Annotated in this window: 19 protein-coding genes; 7 read left to right on the top strand and 12 right to left on the bottom strand. The window is 48.6% G+C overall.

The window, feature by feature from the left end; genetic code table 11:
- Nucleotide 1: 1 nt before the first annotated feature.
- Nucleotides 2–1447, bottom strand: a complete 1446-nt coding sequence (gene xrt, locus ACXAGR_RS02150; protein WP_474847835.1) for an exosortase — start codon at nt 1445–1447, stop codon at nt 2–4.
- Between the two features lie 54 nt (nt 1448–1501).
- Nucleotides 1502–2914 (bottom strand): TIGR03013 family XrtA/PEP-CTERM system glycosyltransferase, encoded by a 1413-nt coding sequence (locus tag ACXAGR_RS02145; RefSeq protein ID WP_474842690.1) that lies wholly within the window; start codon nt 2912–2914, stop codon nt 1502–1504.
- A gap of 198 nt (nt 2915–3112) precedes the next feature.
- Here ACXAGR_RS02145 and ACXAGR_RS02140 point away from each other — a divergent pair, with 198 nt between their 5' ends.
- From ACXAGR_RS02140 to ACXAGR_RS02125, 4 genes are read left to right on the top strand one after another with little or no spacing between them, the layout of a single operon-like run.
- Complete coding sequence (locus tag ACXAGR_RS02140) at nt 3113–3700, top strand: XrtA/PEP-CTERM system exopolysaccharide export protein (RefSeq protein WP_442858431.1); 588 nt, start codon at nt 3113–3115, stop codon at nt 3698–3700.
- Between the two features lie 25 nt (nt 3701–3725).
- The gene (locus tag ACXAGR_RS02135) at nt 3726–5300 is read left to right on the top strand and encodes an XrtA system polysaccharide chain length determinant (protein WP_119502059.1); all 1575 of its coding nucleotides are present in this window, start codon (nt 3726–3728) and stop codon (nt 5298–5300) included.
- Entirely contained in the window at nt 5300–6217 is a 918-nt protein-coding gene (locus tag ACXAGR_RS02130; RefSeq protein ID WP_474842692.1) for an XrtA-associated tyrosine autokinase, read from the top strand. The genes ACXAGR_RS02135 and ACXAGR_RS02130 overlap by 1 nt, the downstream gene beginning before the upstream one ends.
- Entirely contained in the window at nt 6183–7862 is a 1680-nt protein-coding gene (locus ACXAGR_RS02125; protein WP_474847833.1) for a TIGR03016 family PEP-CTERM system-associated outer membrane protein, read from the top strand. The genes ACXAGR_RS02130 and ACXAGR_RS02125 overlap by 35 nt, the downstream gene beginning before the upstream one ends.
- A gap of 95 nt (nt 7863–7957) precedes the next feature.
- Here the strand turns inward: ACXAGR_RS02125 and ACXAGR_RS02120 are convergent, their stop codons facing one another.
- On the bottom strand, nt 7958–9055 hold the full coding sequence (locus ACXAGR_RS02120) for an XrtA/PEP-CTERM system-associated ATPase (RefSeq protein WP_119502062.1): 1098 nt from the start codon (nt 9053–9055) through the stop codon (nt 7958–7960).
- A gap of 106 nt (nt 9056–9161) precedes the next feature.
- Nucleotides 9162–10589, bottom strand: a complete 1428-nt coding sequence (hldE, locus tag ACXAGR_RS02115) for a bifunctional D-glycero-beta-D-manno-heptose-7-phosphate kinase/D-glycero-beta-D-manno-heptose 1-phosphate adenylyltransferase HldE (RefSeq protein ID WP_474847831.1) — start codon at nt 10587–10589, stop codon at nt 9162–9164.
- An 89-nt stretch (nt 10590–10678) separates the two neighbouring features.
- Between hldE and ACXAGR_RS02110 the strand changes: the two genes are divergently transcribed.
- Entirely contained in the window at nt 10679–10963 is a 285-nt protein-coding gene (locus ACXAGR_RS02110; RefSeq protein WP_474847829.1) for a GIY-YIG nuclease family protein, read from the top strand.
- Between the two features lie 2 nt (nt 10964–10965).
- Here ACXAGR_RS02110 and ACXAGR_RS02105 read toward each other — a convergent pair whose 3' ends face one another.
- Nucleotides 10966–11877 (bottom strand): DUF350 domain-containing protein, encoded by a 912-nt coding sequence (locus tag ACXAGR_RS02105; RefSeq protein ID WP_119502065.1) that lies wholly within the window; start codon nt 11875–11877, stop codon nt 10966–10968.
- A 97-nt stretch (nt 11878–11974) separates the two neighbouring features.
- Here ACXAGR_RS02105 and glnE point away from each other — a divergent pair, with 97 nt between their 5' ends.
- On the top strand, nt 11975–14842 hold the full coding sequence (glnE, locus tag ACXAGR_RS02100) for a bifunctional [glutamate--ammonia ligase]-adenylyl-L-tyrosine phosphorylase/[glutamate--ammonia-ligase] adenylyltransferase (RefSeq protein ID WP_474847827.1): 2868 nt from the start codon (nt 11975–11977) through the stop codon (nt 14840–14842).
- A gap of 61 nt (nt 14843–14903) precedes the next feature.
- Here glnE and ACXAGR_RS02095 read toward each other — a convergent pair whose 3' ends face one another.
- The 7 genes from ACXAGR_RS02095 to ACXAGR_RS02065 form a co-directional block, all read right to left on the bottom strand.
- Nucleotides 14904–15518 carry a TcpQ domain-containing protein gene (locus tag ACXAGR_RS02095; RefSeq protein WP_474847825.1) on the bottom strand — a complete coding sequence of 205 codons (615 nt, stop codon included), beginning with the start codon at nt 15516–15518 and terminating at the stop codon, nt 14904–14906.
- Between the two features lie 106 nt (nt 15519–15624).
- A complete protein-coding gene (gene lpxL / locus ACXAGR_RS02090) occupies nt 15625–16554 on the bottom strand; it encodes an LpxL/LpxP family Kdo(2)-lipid IV(A) lauroyl/palmitoleoyl acyltransferase (RefSeq protein WP_474842704.1) in 930 nt (309 codons plus the stop codon).
- Between the two features lie 120 nt (nt 16555–16674).
- Nucleotides 16675–16932: a DUF3081 domain-containing protein gene (locus ACXAGR_RS02085; RefSeq protein ID WP_474847823.1), complete on the bottom strand. Its 258-nt coding sequence runs from the start codon at nt 16930–16932 to the stop codon at nt 16675–16677.
- Nucleotides 16933–17015: 83 nt separating this feature from the next.
- Nucleotides 17016–17588 (bottom strand): outer membrane beta-barrel protein, encoded by a 573-nt coding sequence (locus ACXAGR_RS02080; protein ID WP_474847821.1) that lies wholly within the window; start codon nt 17586–17588, stop codon nt 17016–17018.
- Nucleotides 17589–17606: 18 nt separating this feature from the next.
- The gene (locus tag ACXAGR_RS02075) at nt 17607–18842 is read right to left on the bottom strand and encodes a hypothetical protein (protein WP_232373379.1); all 1236 of its coding nucleotides are present in this window, start codon (nt 18840–18842) and stop codon (nt 17607–17609) included.
- Entirely contained in the window at nt 18811–19608 is a 798-nt protein-coding gene (locus ACXAGR_RS02070) for an outer membrane lipoprotein-sorting protein (protein ID WP_303572986.1), read from the bottom strand. The genes ACXAGR_RS02075 and ACXAGR_RS02070 overlap by 32 nt, the downstream gene beginning before the upstream one ends.
- On the bottom strand, nt 19605–21878 hold the full coding sequence (locus ACXAGR_RS02065; RefSeq protein ID WP_474847819.1) for an efflux RND transporter permease subunit: 2274 nt from the start codon (nt 21876–21878) through the stop codon (nt 19605–19607). Before ACXAGR_RS02065 ends, ACXAGR_RS02070 begins: the two co-directional genes overlap by 4 nt.
- Nucleotides 21879–22169: 291 nt before the next feature.
- On the opposite strand from ACXAGR_RS02065, the gene ACXAGR_RS02060 reads away from it, so the two are divergent.
- Complete coding sequence (locus tag ACXAGR_RS02060) at nt 22170–24413, top strand: acyl-CoA dehydrogenase (protein WP_474842711.1); 2244 nt, start codon at nt 22170–22172, stop codon at nt 24411–24413.
- Nucleotides 24414–24551 lie beyond the last annotated feature (138 nt).

Here is a 24551-nt window from a genome sequence, read left to right as displayed (position 1 = left end):
GTCAGTATTTTTGATATTCAAATGCGTCTGCAATCAACTGCCACTTCCGTGTCAGAGTATTGCAGTTACTGTCACAGACAGTATGGGCCCATAACAGGCCGGAGCGGCGCTCCCCTCTGAGTGCATTTTCAATACGTAATTTCTTCATTTCACCTTCGGAAGCCACTTCGCCGCCGGGTGCAATAAAACTGTGGGCAAACAAATGCAGATGCCGTCCGTCACTGACCAGTTGAATAGTCCAGCTGCCATCGGTTATCCGGTTTATTTCCTGCCATTCTACAGGTGCTGACTTCACCTGATATTGTGTAGGCTTACCGTCAAGATCTGACCCGTCGAACAAAATACTCAGCGTTTCAAATGCGTATCCCTGAGAACGCTGTTCTTTAACACACACAGCCCCCTCATACGGAAGAACCGGAGCAACTTCAGCATCAATAGCAGACAAACCTTTGCAAGTCTGGCCAAGCGGCGCGGGATCAGCATGTAAAGTCAGCTGTAAAGCCGCGGAGCTCAAAATCAGGAAACACACTGAGGTAACAACTACGGGTTTACGTAAAGCAAAACGCCCCGTACCCGGCTCAGGTGAATACTCTTCTGCAGCGGGCTCTTTTTTCACCAGCTTTTCACCATACCAGAAGAGAAGAATGATAAACGGCGCGTAGATATACCAGCCAAAGTTATTATGGTCCCGCATCAGTTCACTTTGCATATCCGAAAAATGACCAATGAGTATCAGCGCAACGATTCGGATCCAGTTGGTTATCAGTGCACCGACAATGGCCAGCGTCATGAACTTAGCTATTGAAACTTTATTTCTCAGGTTGAGAAATACGAACAAAGAACCAATAGCCAGAGAAACAATGAAGTAACGCAAACCACTGCAGCCACCGGCGATAACAAACGTCCCTTCGGGGATCATTACCGAAGTATTTTCCACATAAGTAGGAATACCGGTGAACCCCATGATTTTCATAACAGCAAACACGGAAAGATGTTGGAGCACGAACTGCAGTGCGCCCCACAGCGGGTACATAAACAACAGGAACGCTACGGTATAAGCCAGCCCTGCAGTGAACGGAACCAGTAACCAGAAACTGTTTGCCAATAAGGCCAGCGACAATACCCACACCGCAAGGCTCAATTGCGCGGCGATGGAGAAGTAGTAAGCAATAAATAAGACAACAAAAGAAACGACAGCAGGCCAGAAAACGGCCTGGCGGGGTGTAAGCTCACCTTTGTTGGCGAGCACATACAATAAATAAAGAAAAATAAACGGGATCAGGTACGCATGGGAATAAGTACCATCGTCAAAGCCATGCCGCCACAAAGTGATCATGACCGGATAATTGACCACTGCCCACAATACCGTCAGCGCACTTAACGCAAAGAAAACAAATCTTGCCGGGTGTGACTGCAAGAAACCTGACATTCCCGCCTTTTCTTTCATGTTCTACATCCTGATATGAATACAACATCCCTGTTTCTTCACAAAACCGGCGTGTTATCTGCCTTTGCCGAACAACACAATTTCTACAGTTCTGATTAGGATAAGGATATCCAGCAGCAAACTTTGGTGTTTCACATAGTAAAGGTCGAATTTCAGTTTTTCCATAGAATCTTCGACGCTTGCACCATATGGATAGTTTAACTGCGCCCAGCCTGCCAGGCCCGGCTTTACGTTATGACGCTGATTATAATACGGTACTTCACGAACAAGCTTTTCAACAAATTCAGGGCGTTCAGGGCGCGGACCGATAAAAGCCATCTCACCTTTAAACACATTGAACAATTGCGGCAGCTCGTCAACCCGGTACTTACGGATGAAGTGACCAATCCGGGTCACGCGGTCGTCATTTTTACTGGCCCACTTCGCGCCGTCTTTCTCGGCGTCAGGCCGCATACTTCTGAACTTAATAATTTTAAACAACTTACCATTCAGCCCCACACGTTCCTGTTTGTAGAACACCGAAGCGCCGGTGCGGCGTCCATCATCCAGCCAGATGATGGTGGCGGTAATTAACATGAACGGCCAGGTAAAGAAGAATACAAAGGAGGCAAGAAACGCGTTAAGCAGGTAATCCATAGCATCACGAAGGTAGTTCTGACTATGGAAGCCATTGGAGTAAATGACCCAGCTCGGATACATCAGGTTGACCACAATCTGGCCGGTCTCGCGCTCCATGAAGTCGAGCAGGTCTGTGACTTCTATACCACGCAAACGGCATTCGAAAAGCACATCAATGGGCAATGTACCCCGGCGCTGATCGCAGGCGATGACAATTTCTTCTATTTCATTCTCGGCAATAAACTGCTGGAAGTTTTCGTCTACCTTCACATGAATAATTTTTTCTTTCTTAATACCATCTTCACGGTTATCACCGGGTATGGGAATGAATCCCATGAGATCAAATCCGATACGGTCAACATCCCGCCGCATACGCTTTTCAATAATAGAAGCCCGTTCACCGGCTCCTAATACCACAATGCGCACTTTGCCTAATCCGAGTAAGCCAAGGCGATTTGTAAAATAGCGGAAAATCACCAGCGTAATAATGATGCTGGCAACGGCGGCCGGAAGAAAATAGGAGTGCATGGTGAGTTCGTCGAACAGCGCTCTGCTGACCACCTCTACCAAGAAATAACTTAAGCCGACACTGACAAATATGCGCCGGATGATACCGCGGAAAGTCTCTCTGAGCTTAGCTTCGTAAAGGCCCACAGACAGTGAGCAAACGAGTATGCAAACGGTCAGCATTCCCACATTCACAACCAGCTTTTCAATACTGACTGTTTCACTGACACCGATCTGAACCAAAATGAACTGCGTAATGTATGCCATATACGCCACGAGCAGAGCTTCGGTCACTACAAGTATATTTGATCGTTTACTCTGATTGTGCTTATTTATCGCCACCCTTGGCCCCCTGATACTGCAACATCTTTGTTCATGATAAAGGTTATTATTGTAATAGACTACATAAGATGTTGGCATTATAGTGGTATTTGCCGTAGGGTAAATTACATTAAGGCAAAAAAATTAATCATATCGAGTGTAGGATGAACTCTCATGTACTGGTCTAAACACGTTTTAAGTTTGACGGTTGTCGGCGCAATGACAGCCCTTTCTGGATGCACAAGTCACTCATCGTTGCCGGAGGCAACGGCCCACCCATCAATGACAACCAATGTGAACGATTATCAGTATCTCATTGGCCCGGGCGATTCGCTCACCATTTTTGTTTGGCGTAACCCTGAAATTTCTGGTCAGTTTATCGTTCGTCCGGACGGTAAAGTGACAACTTCACTGGTTGAAGATGTTGATGTAGCCGGTAAAACGCCTTCTATGCTTGCCCGCGAGCTTGAAGAGCAACTCTCTACCTTTATTAACAACCCCCGTGTAACCGTTAGCGTTAATAACTTTGCCGGTCCGTTAAGCGAACAGGTTCGCGTTATCGGTGAAGCAACTAACCCACGCGCGATCAGCTACACAGAAAACATGACACTACTGGATCTGATGATTGCAGTGGGTGGACTGACAGAATTTGCTGACGGCAATGATGCCAAGCTGGTTCGTGTTGTAGATGGCCGTCAGACAACGTATGACGTGAACATCGACGCGCTAATCCGTAATGGCGACATCACTAAGAATGTCGACATTCTGCCAGGCGATATCGTAATCATTCCAGAAGCCTGGTTCTAGTTGTAAAAAGTAGTTGGGACATTAAATGCAGGATTTACAGCGCACCCTTGGTCAGCTGAGTGACTATTTAAAGGGAATTTGGGTTAAAAAGCGTCTCATCATGGTGTGTACCTGGATACTCTGTCCAATAGGTTTCGCGTATGTAGCACTATTGCCGGATGTTTACCGCTCCCAGGCGGTTGTGTTCGTTGATACCCGTTCAGTACTTCAGCCTTTGCTTAAAGGTCTGGCGATCCAATCCAATCCGGATCAGGAAATCCAGATGATGGCAAAGACACTACTGAGCCGCTCAAACGTTGAAACCATTGCCCGTGAAAGTGATTTAGATCTGACGACGACCACTGACCAGGATTTTGATAATCTGGTTAATGGTCTGACTCAACAAATCCAGTTACGTTCAACCGGCAGAGACAATATTTTCACCATTTCTTATGAAAATAAGAATCCGGCCATGGCGCAAACCGTGGTGCAGGAAACACTGAACCTGTTCGTAGAAGGCGCGTTAGGTAACAACCGTCGTGATACCGATACAGCTAACCGTTTCCTTGATGAACAGATTGCAGAGTACGAATCCAGATTGTCAGAAGCCGAACAGCGACTGGCCGGATTTAAACGACAGTACAATAATATTCTTCCTCTACAGGGCACTTTCTACTCAACACTGCAGACACTGAGTAATGAGCTGGAAGCCACCCGCCTTCAGATTAAGCAGACGACACAACAGGTTGAGTCCTTACAAAATCAGTTATCAAAGGCCAAAAGTGCCGGTGACAGCTTTGGTGTAACGAATCAAACTGATTCCGTATTGCGAACCCGTTACGACGAACGGATCAAAGCGCTGGAAGAACGGCTGGATGATTTGCAGCTACGCTTTACTGATCAACACCCTGACGTGATTGAATCAAAAGCGCTGCTGGCAAATCTGGAAGAAGCCCGTCAAAAAGAAATCGATGAGTTTCTTAACGCCGGTGACGGCGAAGGTGATGACGTTCCGATGAGCGACCTGAATCAGGAAATTAAACTTGAGATCAGCCGTCATCAAAGTTCTATTGCAGCGTTAAATGTGAAAGAACAGGATTTACAACGTCGTATCGCTTCTCTTGAGTCTAAAATCGACCTGGTTCCGCAAATCGAAGCAGAATCAGCGGCACTTAACCGTGATTACGATATTACCAAGGGTAAATATGAAGAACTGCTGGCCCGCCGTGAATCTGCGGACCTGTCCAGACGTGCGGATGTATCTGCCGAGGAATTACAGTTCAGAATTATTGAGCCGCCGTTGAAACCTAACGAGCCTTCCGGCCCGTACCGCATCATCTATTACACGCTGGTTTTATTAGTAAGCTTTGGATTGGGTGTTGCTCTGGCATTCCTGCTCAGTCAGCTGTCACCATTGCTTATCCGTGCATCTCAGCTACAGCAGATTACTGATTACCCGGTATGGGGTACAGTCACGCATCTGAATATTGATAAGATTCGCAAGACTAACCGTATGCGAATGGCAATATTCCTGCTGTCGTCGGGTGTGCTGGTATTAATTTACGGTGTACTGGTTGGCGCAGAATTGCTTAACATCGATCTACTGCAGGGTGTTTTATAATGAGCAGTACTATTGAAAAGGCGCTTCAACGTCAGCGTGAAGCCCAGAAAAAACAAGCAGAACTCGCTGCTCAGCAGGCTGCTGCTGAGCCTCAGACCACTGCACAACGTCCCGGCCAACAAGTTGCTGCCCGTTCGTCTGTCGCAAGTCAGCACGACGGCGCACCCACACAGCTGGAACCGTTCACACTGGATATCGAAAGGCTTGAACAAAATGGCCACATTTCGATTAATGGTGTTCGTAAACAAATAAACGAAGAGTACCGGGAAATAAAACGTAAGCTGATTAACAATGCTTTCGGCCCGATCTCTTCAACGCTGAATAACAGCAATATCATCATGGTGACCAGTGGTCGTCCGTCAGAAGGTAAAACTTTTACCGCCTGTAACCTTGCGATGAGTATCGCTGCAGAACAGGATAAAACCGTTCTGCTGGTAGATGCCGATGTACTTAAGCCTAACGTATTAAATACGTTGGGACTTAAACGCCGCAAAGGACTGATGGAGTACCTGACCGGTGAAGTAGAAGACATCTCAGATGTACTCTACCCTACCAACCTGGATAAACTTAAAATCATCCCGGCGGGTAAATCTCACCATCTGACTACCGAATTACTGGCCAGCCAGAAAATGGCTGAAACTGTGAATGAATTTGCTAACCGCTATCCTGACCGTATCGTTATTTTTGATACACCTCCCTTAATTGGTATAACTGAAACAGCGGTACTGGCTAATTTTGCCGGACAAGCTGTTGTGGTAGTCGAGGAAGGTAAATCAAAGCTTAATGACGTACGTCATGCGGTAGAACGATTAAACCCGGACATGGCAATCGGCTTTGTGGTTAACAAGTCGGTCCATAACGATCCGGAAGGAACCGGTTACTATGGATACTACTACGCAGAAAGGCAAGATTCTTAGTATGCGCAATGCACAGCGTTCAAACAAAAAATGGTTACCGGCTTTAACGCCGGTAGCTTTGTTGCTGATGACGCATTTGTCGCACGCTCAGGGGCTTAATGCGTCTGCTTCTGTAGAAGGTTCTACCATTCTTCAAAATCGTCACTCTGATGTTCGTAATGAAGAATTAGTGACTTTCTCTGTGAAGCCTGAAGGTATTTTAAGATACGACTCCCGTACTTTCTCCGGTACGGTAATTGGCAGTGTCACTCACCTTGAGCGTGACTCTGAAGATGTTGCCCGTAAAGATACCTTCTCAGAATTTTCTTATAACGCAAACTGGCAGGCGATAGACCACATTCTGAGCTTCCGCGCGTCAGGAAACCAGAGCTACATTGATGGCTCCGGTGGTGATTTCCTGATTTCTGATTATTTCTTAAATGCGGAAACGCTGGCGAAAGTAGAAACACAGAATTATGGCGCCTACCTGACCATTCCTGAAGGTGACTGGATTGCCGGCGGTGGTTCGCTGGTCTTTGCAAAAACCAATGCTGAAGAATCCGAGTTTCGTCCTAATATCGGGCTGAACAATGACTCTGTAGCAGGCTCCCTTTACCTCATGAATGGTGACAATGCTCAAAATTACTTCTGGAATCTGAACAGCACATACACGAAGCTGGAACGTTCAGAAGAGTCGGGCAACGGTGACTATATCGGTAAATACGCCACCGGTGCACTGGATAGCATGATCTATAACGATTGGGGTATCCGGGTCACCGCCAGCTACGATGCCAATGAGCTTGTAGCCCGTACCGATGAATTCTCTAATGAACGGGAATTTAAAAGCTACGGTGTGGGTATAACCTACCGTGAAGCTGCCGGCCGTTATATCTCTGTAACTGCGAACAAAGTAGATTCAGACGTAGAACGGGATGACGGCGATGTTTTTGTGGGTGTTGACGCCGCATGGGCACTGACACCGCGTACCAGTGTTCAGGCTTCAATCGGACGCCGGTTTTATGGCCGTTCAGCCAGTGCCGGTATTACCTACAATACCCGCAAGATCCGTGGTGCCGTTAATTATTCTGAGCAAGTCACATCATTCAGTCAGCTGATTGCCACGCCGCAGTCTCTGGGCGTGTTTGTATGCCCTACCGGAGATTTTACGGCAGATGCCTGTTTCCAACCTTCTTCACTGGACTACACGCTGGGAGACGACGAGCAATTCCTGCAGTTTATTACGACTGGGCTTGAGTTATCTAATGCGATTTTCCTGAGAAAAGCTGCAAACGGTGAATTTGGTATCCAGGGGCGTCGCGGTACAATCGTACTTAATCTGCAATACGCAGATGACGAATATCTGGACTTTGATCAACAACGTAAAACCTACTCTGCTAACCTTAGCAGCAGCTATCAGCTGAGCCGTCACTCGAGCTTACTGGGTAACCTGCGCTACGGTGTCACTGAACAAATGAATAACGGTACCGACCGTGACAGCGAACAGTGGTTCGCGTCTGTTGGCCTGCGCCGTACATTCAGCCGTTACTTCAGTGGTGATGTGGAAACTGGTTACGTCACACGTTCAGGCTCTCTGGCTACCAGCGCTTATGGTGCTGACTACAACGAACGCCGCATCAGTGTGACTATCCGCTACGACTTTGAGTAAGGTCTGTGCCGGTTAAATTCAAATAAAAACGCCGCTTCACAGCGGCGTTTTTTTGTTTGTCTTTCACGTTTGTGTGAAGAAGAAAACGGGGATCCTCAGTCTTCATCTTCCTCTTTAAGCCGGGCATACGTCTGGTATTTTTTCTTCAGCATTTTATCAATGTACTGAGTCAATTTTACCTTGTGCGCGATAGCGTCATCCAGCGCATCCACCAGCTCAGCCAGCATGGCCTTATAATACTCAGCATCCTGCACTTCTTTGCCTTTTGGCGTCACCAGCTTCTGATGAGGACCTTTCTTTTTCAGACTGGCAACCACTTCAGATAAATCCATATCTTCGTCGATATCGTCAGACTCATCGTCCATCACCGGCGCATCCGGCACAAACATTTCATCTTTAACTTCGTCGATGACAGTATTTACCGCTTCTTCGTCCAGCGTTTCCAGTTCCTCAAGGAATCCGAACAACAGTATACGGTCCATCAGGGTGTTAATTTTGCGGGGTACACCGCGGGTAAACTGATGGATACGGGAAAAGGCTTCATCAGAAAACAAAGACTCACCATTCCAGCCCGCATGGTGCATGCGGTACTCAATGTAACGTTTTGTCTCTTCTTCCATCAACGGGGCCAGGTGGCAGGAGGCCACGATACGTTGACGGAATTGCTCCATATTCGGTGCGCGCAGAATTGGCTGAAGCTCTTCCTGACCAAGTAGGAAGCTTTGCAACAATGGCTTTCCGAACTGCTGGAAATTGGACAGCATACGCAGCTCTTCGATGGTTTCCAGTGGCAGGTTTTGCGCTTCATCCACCAGTAACAGCGCACGACGACCCTGTTTGCTTAAATCAAACAGAAACGTTTCCAGCTCTTTAAGAATATCGGCTTTGGTGAGGCCGGCCACATTGATGCCGAACTTAGATGCAACCATCTTCACCAGTTCATCCGGTGTCAGTTTTGGTGTCACAATTTGTGCAGCAACAATATCGTCTTCAATTTCAGCCAGCAGACTGTTTGCGATAGTGGTTTTACCCGTACCGATGTCTCCGGTGATAACGATAAATCCTTCCGCCTGAGACAACCCGTATTGCAGGTATGACATCGCCCGCTTGTGCCATTTACTGGCGAAGAAAAAAGCCGGATCCGGCGTTAGCTGGAACGGCTTGGAATCAAGTCCATAAAAACTTTCGTACATGTATTATACCGCTGATACTGAAAACCACTTCTTGTGTGCATCAAGGGTATCGTAAAGCTGGGTTAACCGCCATGCCTTAACCGGACAAATTGGCGAATAAAAGAGCTTATTGTTGTCCGCTGACGATCTGGCTGATGATTCCTGTAGTAGATACACCTTCTTCAAAGTGCAATACCCGCACTTCGCCGCCGTTTTCCATGACTTCTTTGCCGCCGGCAATTTCTTCCACTTTGTAGTCACCGCCTTTCACCAGGATATCCGGCAGCAGGCCGGCTATCAGGCGCTGCGGCGTATCTTCACTGAACGGCACGACCCAGTCTACCGCGGCGAGCCCTGCAAGCACGGCCATACGCCGGCTCACGTTGTTAACAGGGCGTCCTGGCCCTTTAAGACGGCTGACCGAAGCATCATCGTTTACTGCCACAATCAGACGATCACCTAATTTTGCAGCGGCTTGCAGATAGCTCACATGGCCCGCATGCAGAATATCGAAACAACCGTTCGTCATGACAATTCTCTCACCACGGTGACGGGATTGCTTCATCGCCAGTTGCAATTGTTCTTCAGTCATCACACCACCATCAAGATGGCTGGCCTGCTCTCCCAGTGCCACCGCAAGTTCTGTAGTCGATACTGTGGAAGTACCTGATTTACCAACCACAATACTGGCAGCCAGATTCGCCAGCACACAGGCATCAGCCATATTGCAGCCTGCCGCCATTGATACGGCAAGTACAGATACCACCGTGTCACCGGCACCGGTAACGTCATACACTTCTTTGGCTTTTGCCGGCAGATGAAACGGACTGTCGCCCTGTTTAAACAAGGTCATGCCCTGCTCTGAACGGGTCAGCAACACAGACTCCAGCGACAAGCTGTCTCTTAATGACTCAACCTGAGCAGCTAAGACTTCTTCACTGTCTGCTTTGCCTTTCACCGCTTCAAGTTCTGCACGGTTAGGTGTAATTAACGTGGCGCCTGCATAGCGGCTGAAATCATTCCCTTTAGGATCGATTATGACCTGCTTACCGGCTTCTTTTGCAGCCTGAATAAATGCCTGCGCATCAGTCAGACAGCCTTTTGCATAATCTGATAATACGACCAGGTCATGCTCCGGAAGCGCCTCATAAAAAGTCTGAGTCAGCGCTGCTTTGTCAACTTCAGCAAAGCTCTTTTCGAAATCCAGTCTTAACAACTGCTGATTCCGGCTCATTACCCGTAATTTCGTAATGGTATCGTAACCTTCACAGCGCACCAGCTTATGGGAAATACCATGCAATGACAGACGCTGTTCGAGTATACCGGCATTATCATCATTGCCACACAAGCCCAGCAGCGTCACCTTTGCCCCCAGTGTTGCAGCATTAATTGCCACGTTAGCTGCCCCGCCCGGCCGGTCTTCTGTGCTGTTTACGTTAACCACAGGCACCGGCGCTTCCGGCGAAATACGAGCGGTTCCGCCAGTCCAGTAGCGGTCAAGCATGATATCGCCGGCAATCAAAATACGGGTTGTGCTAAAGTCTGGTAGAATCATGTTTTTTCTGACTATCTTCAAAGTTGCAGCAGAGTATACCAGCCATCAAAGTAAAAGAGCAGACGCAGGCACCGTCATGGTATGTGTATATGGTGGAAAACCGCCTGGGACAATTCTATACCGGTGTCACAACAGACCCGGCCAGACGGATCCGTCAACACAGAGGCGAACTACAAGGCGGCGCAAAGGCGCTTAAAGGCAAAGCGCCACTGGTGTTCCGGATGGTGGTATCTGCCACAGACAAATCTGCGGCGATGAAAGCGGAATACAGGCTTAAGCAGCTCAGTAAAAGACAGAAAACCGCCCTGCTTGACGGTAAAAAAGCCCTTCCCGGCGACTTCCCGGACTGCACTTCTCAATTCAAAACGTGCTGAGCTTAATCCAGAAACGCCAGCACACCGTTCACAATGAGTGCAATCCCGATACTGAGCGTTAACTCAAGACAGGCCACGCCGATGTTATGCTGCTGATCCACCTCCTGGCGGTAGTTCAGGCCGAACAGCAATAACTTCTTACTGATGGTGACCAGCACCAGTAATGCGAGGGACAGCACCACGCCGGTGGCAAGCCAGCCGGTAATATTACTGACATAGCCTGACGGGTGATAAGTCAGCAGGTGGCTTGCCGACGACACAATCATCGCGATACCTAACAGGTTGCCCGCATGTTCCACCGCCAGTGCCAGTTGTCCTTTTCGCAGCGCCCCCTGAAATGAGTCGTTCTGATTGTCCCGTGCATACCGTATTTCATACACCCTGGTCATCATCAGCAGTAAAGCGAGCACGACAGTAAAGCCGGTCACAATAGCGATAATTGCGTTCATATCGCTGCCATCCACCCACAACATCATACTGCGTAAAATAATGGCGCTGGCTATCAGACTGGCAGCATCAACAAGGGCAACACTGACACTGCGCTCTCCGATTAAGTCCATGGTATCCAGCTTATTCAGCACAATTTTGTCATGGGCATAACGGCCGAACTTAACCAGTAATACCCCGGTTAAACCAAAAATCAGCATACCTTTTGTCGCTTCCAGATATCCCTGCCCCACATGACGACCCACCACTGAGCCAACAACGATACACAGTGACAACATGCCGCCGGCCATGCTGATCCCGAAAGCGAAGTTATCCTGCACTCCCAGCTCTTCTACTACAGAGCGCTTGCGGAACGCACCGGACAACCATTTCATGACCATTAACAGCAATAAAGCCAGACCAAAATCTATCAGCAGATAAACCCATAAATCGTGGGGCAGCGGGTTCAGCTTTACCAGTGCATCCATGAAATATTCACTCCGTATTCAACGTTAAACAGGACTGGAGACCCTGTGCATCTTGTGCCAGACTCGGTGCACATTCACTCTGACGAAAACATGTATTATGCCTACGAAGGAAGTAAAAAACAGGATTATCACTGAAAAGGGAACAGCTTGCTGGCAGGCTCTGAATGAACGGCATTCTCTGGGTGAGCAAATTAAGTTACATCAGGCAGAGGTCATAGCGGCAACGGGCTGCAGTGAGTTTATCTTTCGTCAGTGTATGCAGGATGTGGAAAACCTTGAATTTTGCCTCTCAGACGCTCCGGTTCCGGTAACCGCTGAAGCTTTCAGTGACAGCCTGAAGCCACTGTTAAACGACCTTGATGAAGCCGGAATGATGCGCGTTTTACGCCGCTTCCGTAATCAATACATGGCCAGAATCGCCTGGCGGGATCTGCTGAACCGGCAATCCATAGAAACGTCCTTACAACAGGTATCCGCGCTGGCGGACGCGTTGATCCTTTGTGCATATGACGCGCTTTACAGCACTCACTGCCGTAGTTTCGGCACACCTGAAGGGAGCGAAGGCCCGCAGCCCATGCTGATTTTAGGTATGGGAAAACTCGGCGGCAGAGAACTGAATTTTTCGTCAGATATCGATTTAATCTTCGTTTATCCAGAAAAAGGCGAAACCTCAGGCGGACGAAGAACTATGGAGCATCAGCAATTTTTCATTAAGCTTGCTCAGAAGCTCATTAATTTACTGAATAAAATCACGCCGGATGGTCAGGTCTTCCGGGTAGACATGCGCCTCAGACCATTCGGTGACAGCGGCCCGCTGGTCATGCACATGGCAGCGTTTGAAGATTACTATCAGGAGCAGGGACGACACTGGGAACGCTTTGCCATGATTAAGGCCCGCGTGTTGAATCCCCCGTCACCCTACCGCACTGAGGTTGAGAGTATTCTTAAACCCTTTACTTACCGCCGCTATCTGGATTTCACGACAATCGAGTCACTGCGGGAAATGAAAGGATTAATTGCCAGCGAACAGCGCCGCAGACAACTTACCGGCAACATAAAACTGGGAGCCGGCGGCATCAGGGAAATTGAATTCTTTGCCCAGAGTTTCCAGCTGATTCACGGAGGCCGCGAGCCGGACCTGCAGGTTAAAGGGTTGCACGACACACTCTCTGCTATCGCCGCATTAGCACTGGCCGGAAAAGATGATATAGAAACTCTCTACAGTCATTATCTTTTCCTACGGAAAACTGAACATACCCTGCAACAAATTAATGATGAGCAAACTCAGCTCCTTCCGGCTGATGAATTCCGCCGGACAGTACTTGCAGAAGTGACCGGCTTCCCCTCATACGATGAATTTCTTCAGGAACTGGAAAAAGTGTGTCATGGCGTACATTCCCGCTTCCGCGAGCTTATCGACAGCAGTGAAGACAATCATGACGCAGATGACTCTGTGTTTCTGCGCTGCAGGGACGCCTGGGATCTTGAACTGACAGAAGACGAATTTTGCGCCCTGACCACACCTCGGTTTGACGGAGAAGACGGCCGCACTATTTTTTCAATCCTCAGCAATTTTAAAGAAAAACTGACTCATACGCGGCTGGGACAACGTGGCAGGGATACGCTGAACAAACTGATGCCGGAAGTCCTGTACGTTCTGTCAGAAGAAGCGCCGGAAAAAATGATAACCGTGCTGCAGCGGGTGCTGAATGTGATCAGTGCGATTACCGGGCGTACCACTTACCTGGATTTGTTACTGGAGAATCCCGATGTACTGCGCCAGTTAATGAAACTCTGTGACCGCAGTAACTGGATTGCTGAACAAATTCAACGATTCCCTCTTCTGCTGGACGAACTGCTGACGCCACTTTATCTGCAACAGCAAAAAACGGGATACCGGCAAAGCCTGGATACTTACCGTGACGAATTGCGCCAGAGCCTGCTGCGTGTTGAGCCTGAAGACGTAGAGCTGCTGATGGATACATGGCGTCAGTTTAAGCTTTGTCAGCAGTTGCGCATTGCCGCCAGTGATATCAGCGGATCTCTGCCGGTAGCCAGTGTCAGTGACAAGTTAACGGCTCTGGCAGAAGTCGTACTGGAGAGTGTTCTCAACAGCGCCTGGCAGCACACCACAGAGCGTTACGGCCCGCCGTCTCACCTGCAGGAAGGAGAAACCGGTTTTGCTATTGTGGGCTACGGCAAGCTTGGCGGTTTTGAACTGGGCTACGGCTCCGATCTTGATTTAGTGTTTTTACATAACGCCCCGCAGGACAGCCACACTACCGGCAAGCGAACGCTGGATGCCACTCAGTTCTATATTAAGCTGGCTCAGCGCATCATGCATCTGCTGAACACTAAAACCCTTTCCGGACAACTGTACGAAACAGATCTGCGACTACGGCCGTCGGGCAATGCCGGCCTGTTAAGCTGCCATCTCAACGGATTCAGAAAATATCAGCAGGAAGACGCCTGGACCTGGGAACATCAGGCGCTGGTGAGAGCCAGAGCCATTACCGGCGATGCGGCGGTGATTGAGTCTTTCGAAGATATCCGCAGAACGATTCTCGCCAAACCCAGAGACACAGGCTCTCTGGCAAAAGACATCACTGAGATGCGGGTAAAAATGCGGGAGCACCTGCTTAAAGATAATGCGGAAGGACTCGACCTTAAACAATGTAGCGGCGGGATCACAGATATTGAGTTTATGGCTCAGTTCTGGGTACTGGACTACGCCACTCAGTATCCGGGCCTGATGGATTTTCCTGATAATCTTCGCATTATTGAACAAACCGGCAAAGCGGGATTAATCACTGAGGATACCGCCAGTCAGCTACAGGAAGCGTATCTGGATTTGCGTGACAGATATCACCAGTTAACGCTGGCTGACCACAGGTATGCAGGAAAAGAGGATTTAAGTGATATCAGAGCCGGTGTACAGAAAATCTGGCAGGAAGTCTTTGCCTGAGCTGAAGCTTTCTGCCGGCGCCCCTTTCAGCCCCGGGCATCTCCGGCTCTGAACTGACATGTTAGTTTACAACGTTGCAGTTTTTCTTCAGAAAGGGCGTCACTTCATCGGTTACCACCAGAGAACGTTGTTGCGGACACACATACGTGCCTACTCCGCTTTCAAAGTTTGAATCAATGGCACTGGCAATGTCCGATAATGAACCGACGATGGTGTTATCAATCTGAAAGTGATACTTGATGACAAAGTCCTGGTCCAGATCCCAGATAACCTGCATCCCTTCCTGCTGGGCATAACGGGTAATGGCTTCACGTAAGGTATTGCCGGGCTTAAAGCTCCTGTTCTTGTGTTCACCGACCCAGCGGTTATTAGCCGGTTTCAGTTCGCTGGACATACCGGACAACTGACTGTCCAGGCTGCCGCCCTCGTTGTTCAGATCCACCACAAAGTCGCTTTCCTGATCTTCAATAGGATCGCTGGCCGTCATCCGGTATTCACGGTAAAACTCACTGAGCCCCTGTGAAATGGACTTTTCCTCTTCAGGTTTTTGCGGAGCTGATGATTTGTTTTGCTCGTAAAGCATAACCACAATACCGGCAACCACCAGCGTGGCAAGCGCCACGCCAATGTGTTTTGCCCAGAAGGCAGCATCTGATTGTCTTTGTTTAGTGGCCATACAATACATCCGGACAGCGCATGTTATTCCCGTTTCAGTATAGACAGAAAATGGACTTCACGGCTACTTTGTGAGGAAAAAATCATACTAAACAACTAAATAGCCATCAGTCGTAAAGCGACGGAGCATCCGGATCAGGACGGGTTTTAAATCGCTTGTGCGCCCATAAATAGCTTTCAGGCTGTTCAGCGATAATTTTTTCAATGTGCTGATTCAGCAAAGTCAGAGCAGGCACATCTTCCAGTTCACGCAATGCTTCCAGAGGCGGGTAAAATTTCACTTTATAACCGTCCAGCGTGTACTGCGAAGTGATGATCAGCGGCACACTGTCAGTTCTTCTGACGAACATCAGAGTCGCCGTGGTGGTTGCCGTATCTTTCACTCCGCCAAAGGGTACAAAAATACTTTGCGCCCGGCCGTAATCCTGATCAGGGAGATACAAGCACAGCTCTTTTTCGGCCATTGCTGCAAGCAGGGCTTTAGCATTTCGTTTATGTACCATGTACTTATTTGAGCGCGCACGGCCATGATACTGAAGATAATCCATCAGCGGATTATCATGCTTTCGATAAAAGCCCACAGCAGGATGGACATAGCCCAATCCACGACAGGCAAACTCCAGGTTCATGTTGTGAAGCGCCATACCAAATACGCCCCTTCCCTGAGCCAGCGCCGCTTCGACATGCTCGAAACCTTCAACGGTAAAGTGTTTCTTAATCCGCCACGCCGGCCACCACCAGCCCATTCCGGTTTCGAACAGCGCCATTCCCGTACAACGGATATTTTCTTCCAGCAACCTTGATTGCTCACCGGCTGACAATTCAGGGTACATAAGGGCCAGGTTTCGTCTGGCTACATTTACCCGCTTGGGTAACAGCCGGGCGATGAGTTTTCCTGTTCCGGCACCAAGCGTGCGGATCACAGGAAACGGAAGCCACAATAAGAGATAAAGCACGCCGGCACCCAGCCAGACGCCCCAATATTTAGGGCCGAGATAGGAAAATTTGAAAACAGGGGGTTTTATAGCAGCAGACAAAAACAAACCATCCGGATAATTATTTACTGCTTATTGTACTCATTTGTCGCCTGCCAGCATACCGGCAGGCGAAAGAAAGCAGGAAAACTCCGATGAGTCTGCTTAAACGATCAGAACAGGCTAATACTGCTTATCGATTTCTTTCAGTTTTTTCTCGAACTGATCATAAGCATCCTGAGACGGATAATCAAAACGGTACTGATTGTGAAAGCCGAACTGCAACTTCACCTTAGCATCTTCAATAAATAAGGTGTAACCATCATGGTCAGTGAATGCCACAATGCCGTTAAGTAAATATTTGTCGTCTTTCTTCTCGCCGCTCTGGCGAATTTTATCGAACACCTGAAGCAGAAATTTACTTTCCAGTTCATTTTTCATCGGGGAGATACTCCATCAGCAACTGTTATACTATTCATACGGTAACAGCCGCTGATGGATTACTTTTACATACAGCGAAGAGACTAATTAAAGTTGTAGCGAAAACCGAGGTTCAGCACGGTGGCAGCGAAATCGTCCTGACCACGGACGTATAAAGCTTCCATTCGCAGCATGCTGTTCAGACCGACGTGATAGTCAAAGCCCAGTCCGGCCATGCCGGCAATAATGCCATCATCGTAAGCACAAAAGCCTTCAGGGATTGAATCAATATCACTGACCTGGCAACTGCCTGTTTCAATGCTTTGCAAACCCTGAACGTCAACATTCATGACGCCCAGTTTGTAGTATAACTCGCCGGTACGTCCGCCCGCTTTACCCAGCACTGCCAGATACAGGCCCTGGGCTTTCAGCGCATCGGTATCGCCTTCTTCGTCCAGTAAATTCTGGTAGCCGGCTTCTACATACCATTTACTGCTGAACTGGTGACCCAGCGCAAGACTGTACGCCACGCCTTTATTCTCAGTGTCGCCAAATTCTGCATCGGTATAACCCACCGTCGCCAGCCCGTACATTCTTTCTGTGGCTTGCGCGTTGAAACTAACCCCTGCAAGACTTAACACCGGTAACAGCAAGGCGGTGACTATTCCTTTTTTCATAATCTGCAATTCCTTTCCTTAGAAATAATATTCCAGCGCTACCTGTACGTGGTCGTCACGGCGCATGTAGTAAAACGTGTCGTCGGTTTGATCGGAAGAGAAGAAGTAAGCGTCCATCTTCCAGCGCCAGTTGTCAGTCATTCGGCTTGAAGCTTCAACAAAAGCACTGTAAGTATCGCTTTCATCCAGATCCTGAATGAAGCCGGATAAGATTTCTGTACCGTCGATATCATTCCACACCCAGCGTAGTCCCAGCATCAGGTCGTTCTGACCGGTGGCGAAGAAATTATCTTCACGCTCGTCGTACTGATATTCCATCAGCACACCCAGATCATAAGAGGTACCGAAAACCCCCACTGAGGTGCGCTCAAAGCCTGCCACTGCGGCGGCAAAATCTTCACTTTGTCCTGCGCGGTAAATCCCTTCAAACTTGAGCAACCAGGCGCCCTGCACTTTCAGTAAATCCACGCCGTACTGTTCAATTTGCGCATAGTAAGGCTGAATAAACGGCGTGCTGTTTTCATCGGTTGCCTGCAGCAACTCAGGTTCACGGGTTGTACCGTCGAAATAAGACAGACCAATTTCCCAGTCCCCCAGAGAACGTTGCCATCTCAGTGCAAAATCCACATGGTTCTGTTCATCATCAGATTCGTACAACGCCGAATTTTCACGAATTTCAACAGGCGGACGTAAGCGGCCGTCTTCACCCGGGAAAGTACGTTCACGAAAGTATGGCAGGACAAAACCGGACAATGTGCCCCAGTCACCGAACACGTTAAGGTTGATCATCGGCTGACCAAGCTTATCTTCGCCGTCGATGTTTTCTACCATGTCGGTCTGATTAATAATGTCGACCAGGTGAATGGATTCCGTTTGTCCCCAGAATACCTTGCTTACGCCGACACGGGTTTCCCAGTTATCAGCTGCGTGCATCCACATTAATTCACGTAAATCAAAGTGTGTGCGCTGCTCATCTTCCTGGTCCAGACGGGCAAAAGGCTTGAACAGAATACTGTCGATGCCGTCGTTCCATTCCGTGTACATTTCAGGTTCTAAAAACACGGAAGCCTGTGAGCGGGGTTGCCCGGGATACGCTGCATCCTGAAGAAAGTAGCGGGTTTCCACACCGGCTGAGCCACTGATGTCAATATCTGACATATCAGCCATTGCACCGGCAGAAAATCCCAGTGCGGCGGCAACAAGTGACAAACGTCTGACGGGGTTAGCGCGCCCGGCGTAAACTGTTACTGTCAAAGTCCGATTCCTCTAATTCTGTGCCAAATTCCAGTTTGTGTGTAACCAGTTCGGTAGATTTTTGTGTTTGCAGATTGTACATAAAACTACGCAGAGGTCGCCAGAACTCCCCCTCAAATAGTTTGTAATCTTCAAATTCGAGTACTTTAAGCGCTTCACCCTTGCGGTCGAAAAACTCAACCTTACGGGGCCGGTAATGTTCTTTATCAATCCATAAAATTTGTTTCGAATAGCCCGAATATTCGTCCATAGGGGTCTGTTCGAGTACGTAGACATCGTCCCCCTGATACTTGTCTTCACGAAGTAAGTCGTAAGAGAACTTAGGGATTTCAAAGGACGTCATGTCTTCAAAGGCATATTCGCTGCCCAGAAACGGACCGGATTTGTTGCTGGTTGAAATCCGGCGGACACGCTTCACAGCCGGCAGAAAAATCCACTGCTCGTCCGGTGCATCAACATGACTGAAGCTTAAAAATGCGGTGCCGCTTAAATCCCGCGGTGAATCAAATATTGTCAGCGCCTTATCACCGTCGGTAGGCACTTCCAGCGTTTTCACCCGCATTTCCCGCTGGGCTTCCTGCCCCTGGGCATTGCGCAGGGTCATGGTAATACTGGCAACTGTATTTTCCCAGCCACGGTTAACATCTTTCCTCGCTGTCGCAATACGAAGGCCTTCTTTCTCAGAAGCTTCATCTGCAATAACCGGAGTCGTCAGCACCACACTCAGTGCCAGTGACGCTAAAGAGAGCTTGCGTAATTGTCTCATGTAGCTTCCCTCGTTGTTTTGTTTTTATCTTTATCCAGCCACATCAGGAATGAGGGCAGGAAGAGTAAATCAATAAATAATGCTGCAATGAAGATAATGTTTGTCATTAACCCCATGTCTGAGTTCAGGCGGAAATCAGACAACAGCAGTACACCAAAGCCGGCAGCCAGCACCACTGTTGTGGTGATCATGGCCCGGCCTACGGTGCGGAATGCGTATTCCACGGAATCCCGCACGCTCAAATTATCTTTTCTTGCAGCCTGGTATTTCAGCAGAAAATGTACAGAGTCGTCGACGATAATCCCCATGGTCATACTCAGTTCTACTGACAGCGCCATATTGATTTCGCCGGACATCATGCCCCATATTCCAAAGCCCACACCAGCCGGCATTAAGTTAGCCATCAGGCTGACTATTCCCAGCCGCCAGGACCGCAGTGCAAGGGTGATCAACAGTGAAATCACCACCAGCGCAGCCACTGAGCCCCACACCATGCTTTCCATGTTTCTGGCACCGATGTGCGCGAACATCAAAGCTGGACTGGCCGCTTCCAGACGCAATTCTGGTGCCAGTTTACCAAACCACCGTTTGGTCCGCGCCTCAAATTCGGTGAACTCCTCACTTCCGAGGTTTTCCAGCACGGCAATAATGCGAACACCGGACTTGTCGATATCTATCTGGTTATTAAGATCGAGACCATATGGCAAGGACATTTCGTACAGTAACAGGTACTGTGCAGCGAGGTCTTTAGATTCAGGTAAGGTAAAATATGCCGGATCATCATCATGCATATTCATGTTAAGGCGCTTGATGATGTCAGCAAAACTCAGCACATGTTTGACTTCCGGCTGCGAGCGCAACCATTTGGCCAGTGCATCCACCTCTTTCATCACCGCAGGGTCATTGATGCCATAGGGCTCACCGGTATAAACAGCAAAATCGATATTCGACATGCCGCCCATATATTTCTTTTGGATTTCAACGGACTGACGAAACGGTGATGATAAATCGAAGTACTCTACCGCCACATCGTTCAGACGGTTATTCAGGCAGAACAGCAGCGACACAGTGAGAACAATGACCGAATAAGGCAGAATACGGCGGTGATTGCTGATAACCCATCCACCCAGTTTTTTAACCTGTGTGTCGTCGCCATTTTGCTCTTTAACACGGGGGGCTGGCAGTAAAGTGAGCATAGCCGGCAGCACGGTCAAAGACAAAATACAGGCCAGTACAACCCCGACGGCGGTTAAATTTCCAAGGTGAGATAAAATAGGTACTTCCGCAAAATTCAGCATTAAAAAGCCAATTGCTGTGGTACCGCTGGTAAGTAAAACCGCCTTGAGGTTTAGCACAATACTTTCAGCCAGTGCCTGTTCCTTCGCCAGACCCTGCTGAATTTTTTGCCGGTAAGTCACAATAATGTGTAGGCAATCAGCGACAGCAAGCGTTGTGACCATGGTCGGCACATTGACCGTAGAGGGACTCAGAAAAATTCCCCACCAGCCGGCAATTCCCATCGTCAGCACAATCGTGCCGCCAACAACCACGAGCACTACTGCTGATGCTGCTTTTGAGCGTGTTAATAGTGCAATCATCACCGCAATGATGATAAACATAAGCGGGATCAGGGTTGACGCATCATCCTGCGCTGTCAGCGCGAATGCGTCATTCATTGTCACAATCCCGGACAGATAAATTTTGTGGTCCGGGTAGGCGGTTTCATATTTCTCTTTTAACTCTCTGGCGAATGCCCCGATCTTCATTATCTTGGGAGTCTGGTCGCCTTCGGGTAGCTGAATTGTGACATTGATCACCGCCATCGCTTCGTTGTCGGAGATAAGCCGCCCGCGTAAATTTTGGATGGGTTCAATTACTTCCCTCACCCATCTGATATGGGCTTCATCCGTTTGCCCTTTGCGAATAAGATCCTGCACCACCAGCCCTTCCTCATCGGCAAAGGTATACTGATAATTCGACAGTGATTCCACCCGGTTAGACATGGGAATATGCCAGGCATCCTCTGTGAGGGCATGAATAAGTTCGAAGGTTTCCGGCTGATAGACGTTTTCACTGTCCGGCAAAATGAGGAAGGTAACATTTTCGCTTTTGCTGAAAACATTCTGCATTTCTTCATAAGCCAGTTTCTGAGGATCATCAGGCTCAAAGAAAACTTTATAGTCTCCGCGGAAATAAAGATTACCGGCTCCGAAACCGGTGATGACGCACGCCAGCAGAAACAGTGCTATGACTGTTTTCGGTTTTTCCATGCACCACCGCGCCCAGGCCGGGAGTGTTTGCATAAAATGTCATGTCCTTTTATCTGTTCTGTTTCACAGTGTATCTGCTAAAAGCACAGAGTGTAAGTATTTGCCCTTATACGCAGGATTTCCAAAAAGAAATTTAATGTTTAAAAAAACAGCAGAAAAACAAGCAGGTAAATAAACCCGCGTACTGGCTCAGGTATCTCATTTAACAGACTGCTTACATAACATTTGATCTTTGGAAAATGTCATGTAGTATTAGAAGAATACAACTGGTCAGATGAGCGGATGAGTAATATGAGTATTCGAAAAAGCCTGAAAAAAGTTCTTCCACCTATTTCTGTGACAGAGCAGGAAGCATTGGACGCCGGTGATATCTGGTTAGAAGCCTCTATCTATCAGGGCAAACCAGACATGCAAGCCCTGCGTGCCATTCCACAGGCGAAATTAAGTGCCGATGAACAGGCATTTATTGACGGCCCTGTGCAGGAGTTGCTGGGATTAATCGATGATTTCGAGCTGGCAAATGGTAAGCACATTCCGGATGAGATTTTAGCGTTCCTGAAGAAACACCGTTTCTTCTCAATGATCATTCCGAAGAAATTTGGTGGTCTGGAATTCAGTCCTTACGCCAACTCAACCATCGTTGCAACTATCGCTGCGAAAAGTGGTGCTATTGCCGTAACCGTTATGGTGCCTAACTCGTTAGGTCCGGGCGAACTGCTGATGCACTATGGTACAAAAGAGCAGCAGGACTACTATCTGCCCCGCCTTGCAGTGGGTGATGACATTCCCTGTTTTGCACTGACCAGCCCTGAAGCCGGTTCAGATGCCGGTGGCATTCCTGATGCAGCTATCGTCACGAAGGGTGAATGGGAAGGTAAAGAAGTTATTGGTCTGAAAGTCAGCTGGGACAAGCGTTATATCACGCTTGCGCCAATCGCTACCGTACTGGGCCTCGCATTTAAAGTTTTCGACCCTGATCAACTGCTGGGTGAAAAACTTGAGCTGGGTATTACCTGTGCCCTGCTGCCAAAATCTCACCCCGGCGTAGAACTGGGTAACCGTCACGATCCTATGGGACAACGTTTCTACAACGGTACGACCCGTGGTAATGATGTATTTATTCCTATGGATTTCATCATCGGCGGTCAGAAAAACATCGGCCGCGGCTGGCAAATGCTGGTGAGCTGCTTAGGTGCAGGTCGTGGTATTTCATTACCGGCCATGGGCGTGGCAACAGGTCAGGCGGCACTAAAAGCGTCTGCAGAATACAGCTTTGTACGTGAACAATTCGGACTGCCAATTGGCCGTTTCGAAGGTATTCAGGGCAAACTGGCAGATATCGCCGGTAAAACATTCCTGCTGGAGTCTATGCGTGTTCTGACAACAGAAGGTTTGGGTTTAGGCCTGAAGCCGTCAGTAGTGACTGCGATTGCCAAATACCATATGACTGAGCTGGGTCGTGACGTAATGAACTCGGCAATGGATATCCTGGCGGGTAAAGCCATTCAGCGCGGACCGCAAAATACGTTATCCGGCGGCTACAGTTCATTACCGATTGCCATTACGGTGGAAGGTGCCAACATTCTGACCCGTAACCTGATGATCTTCGGCCAGGGTGCAATGCGTTGCCATCCATACCTGAAAGAAATGGTAGATCTTATTCACAGTGACGACCACTCTGCAGACGGCGAATTCAATAAAGTATTGAAGAAAACGGTCAGTTTCAGTGTGAAAAATGCGTTCCGCAGCTTAGGTAAGAGCTACCTGCCCTTCCTGCGCGGTGCAGAGTCTGCACTGCCGGAAGTGACAAAGTACGAGAAGCGTCTTAATGCATTGTCAGCAAAACTGGCTCCTATGGCCGATTTATCGCTGGCGGTACTGGGCGGTGATTTGAAAAAAGCAGAATTGCTGTCAGCCCGTCTGGGTGATGTAATGAGTTATCTGTACGGCGCCATGGCAGCCATCCGCTTCTATGAGCAACGTGTAGAAGACCGTAAACTGGCACAGCCTTACTTCGAGTACGCTATGGAGTGGACGCTGCAACAGGCTGAACAGGCACTGGTTGATTTCATCGGTAACTTCCCGAACACAGCAACCCGTGGTCTGATGCGCCTGCTGACCTGTACATATACCAATTCAGTCAGCGGGATCAGCGATAAGCTGTCCTGTGAACTGGCTCTGGCATCCATGCAGGATAACAGCATCAAAGCACAACTGACGCACCTGGTTCGTCCTGTTGCCGGTGACGGTAACGACATCAACGAGCAGGCGTTTAAAGCGAAACATGCTGTAGCCCATCTGTTAGGTAAAGTACAGAAGGCGCTGCGTAAGGAACCGGTCATCCCGTTCCTGTCGTTTGAAAACGCACTGAATAAGTTACAGGAGCGCGGTGTTGTAACGGCTCAGGAAGCTGAAATGCTTCACGATTACAATGAGAAGCGTAAGCTGGCTGTCCGGGTTGACGAGTTCAACTTTGACCTGGAGCCGTTATCTCAGGAAAAAAGCGATTCTTCAGCGAAGAAAGACGCTGCCTGATATTCTGAATACTGCTCTACAGCATTGATTTAAAAGGTGACTACGGTCACCTTTTTTTATTGCTTTTTGCCGGTTTTGCACTATACCTTTTAGCAGGAACTTTTCCGGTTTACCCGGGCGGTACGCTTCTCCGTCATC

The sequence above is a fragment of the Alteromonas sp. ABH4_457 genome (assembly GCF_056160625.1).
The sequence above is the reverse complement of the archived record's forward strand: the minus strand, read 5'-3'. Positions and strand labels throughout refer to the sequence as shown.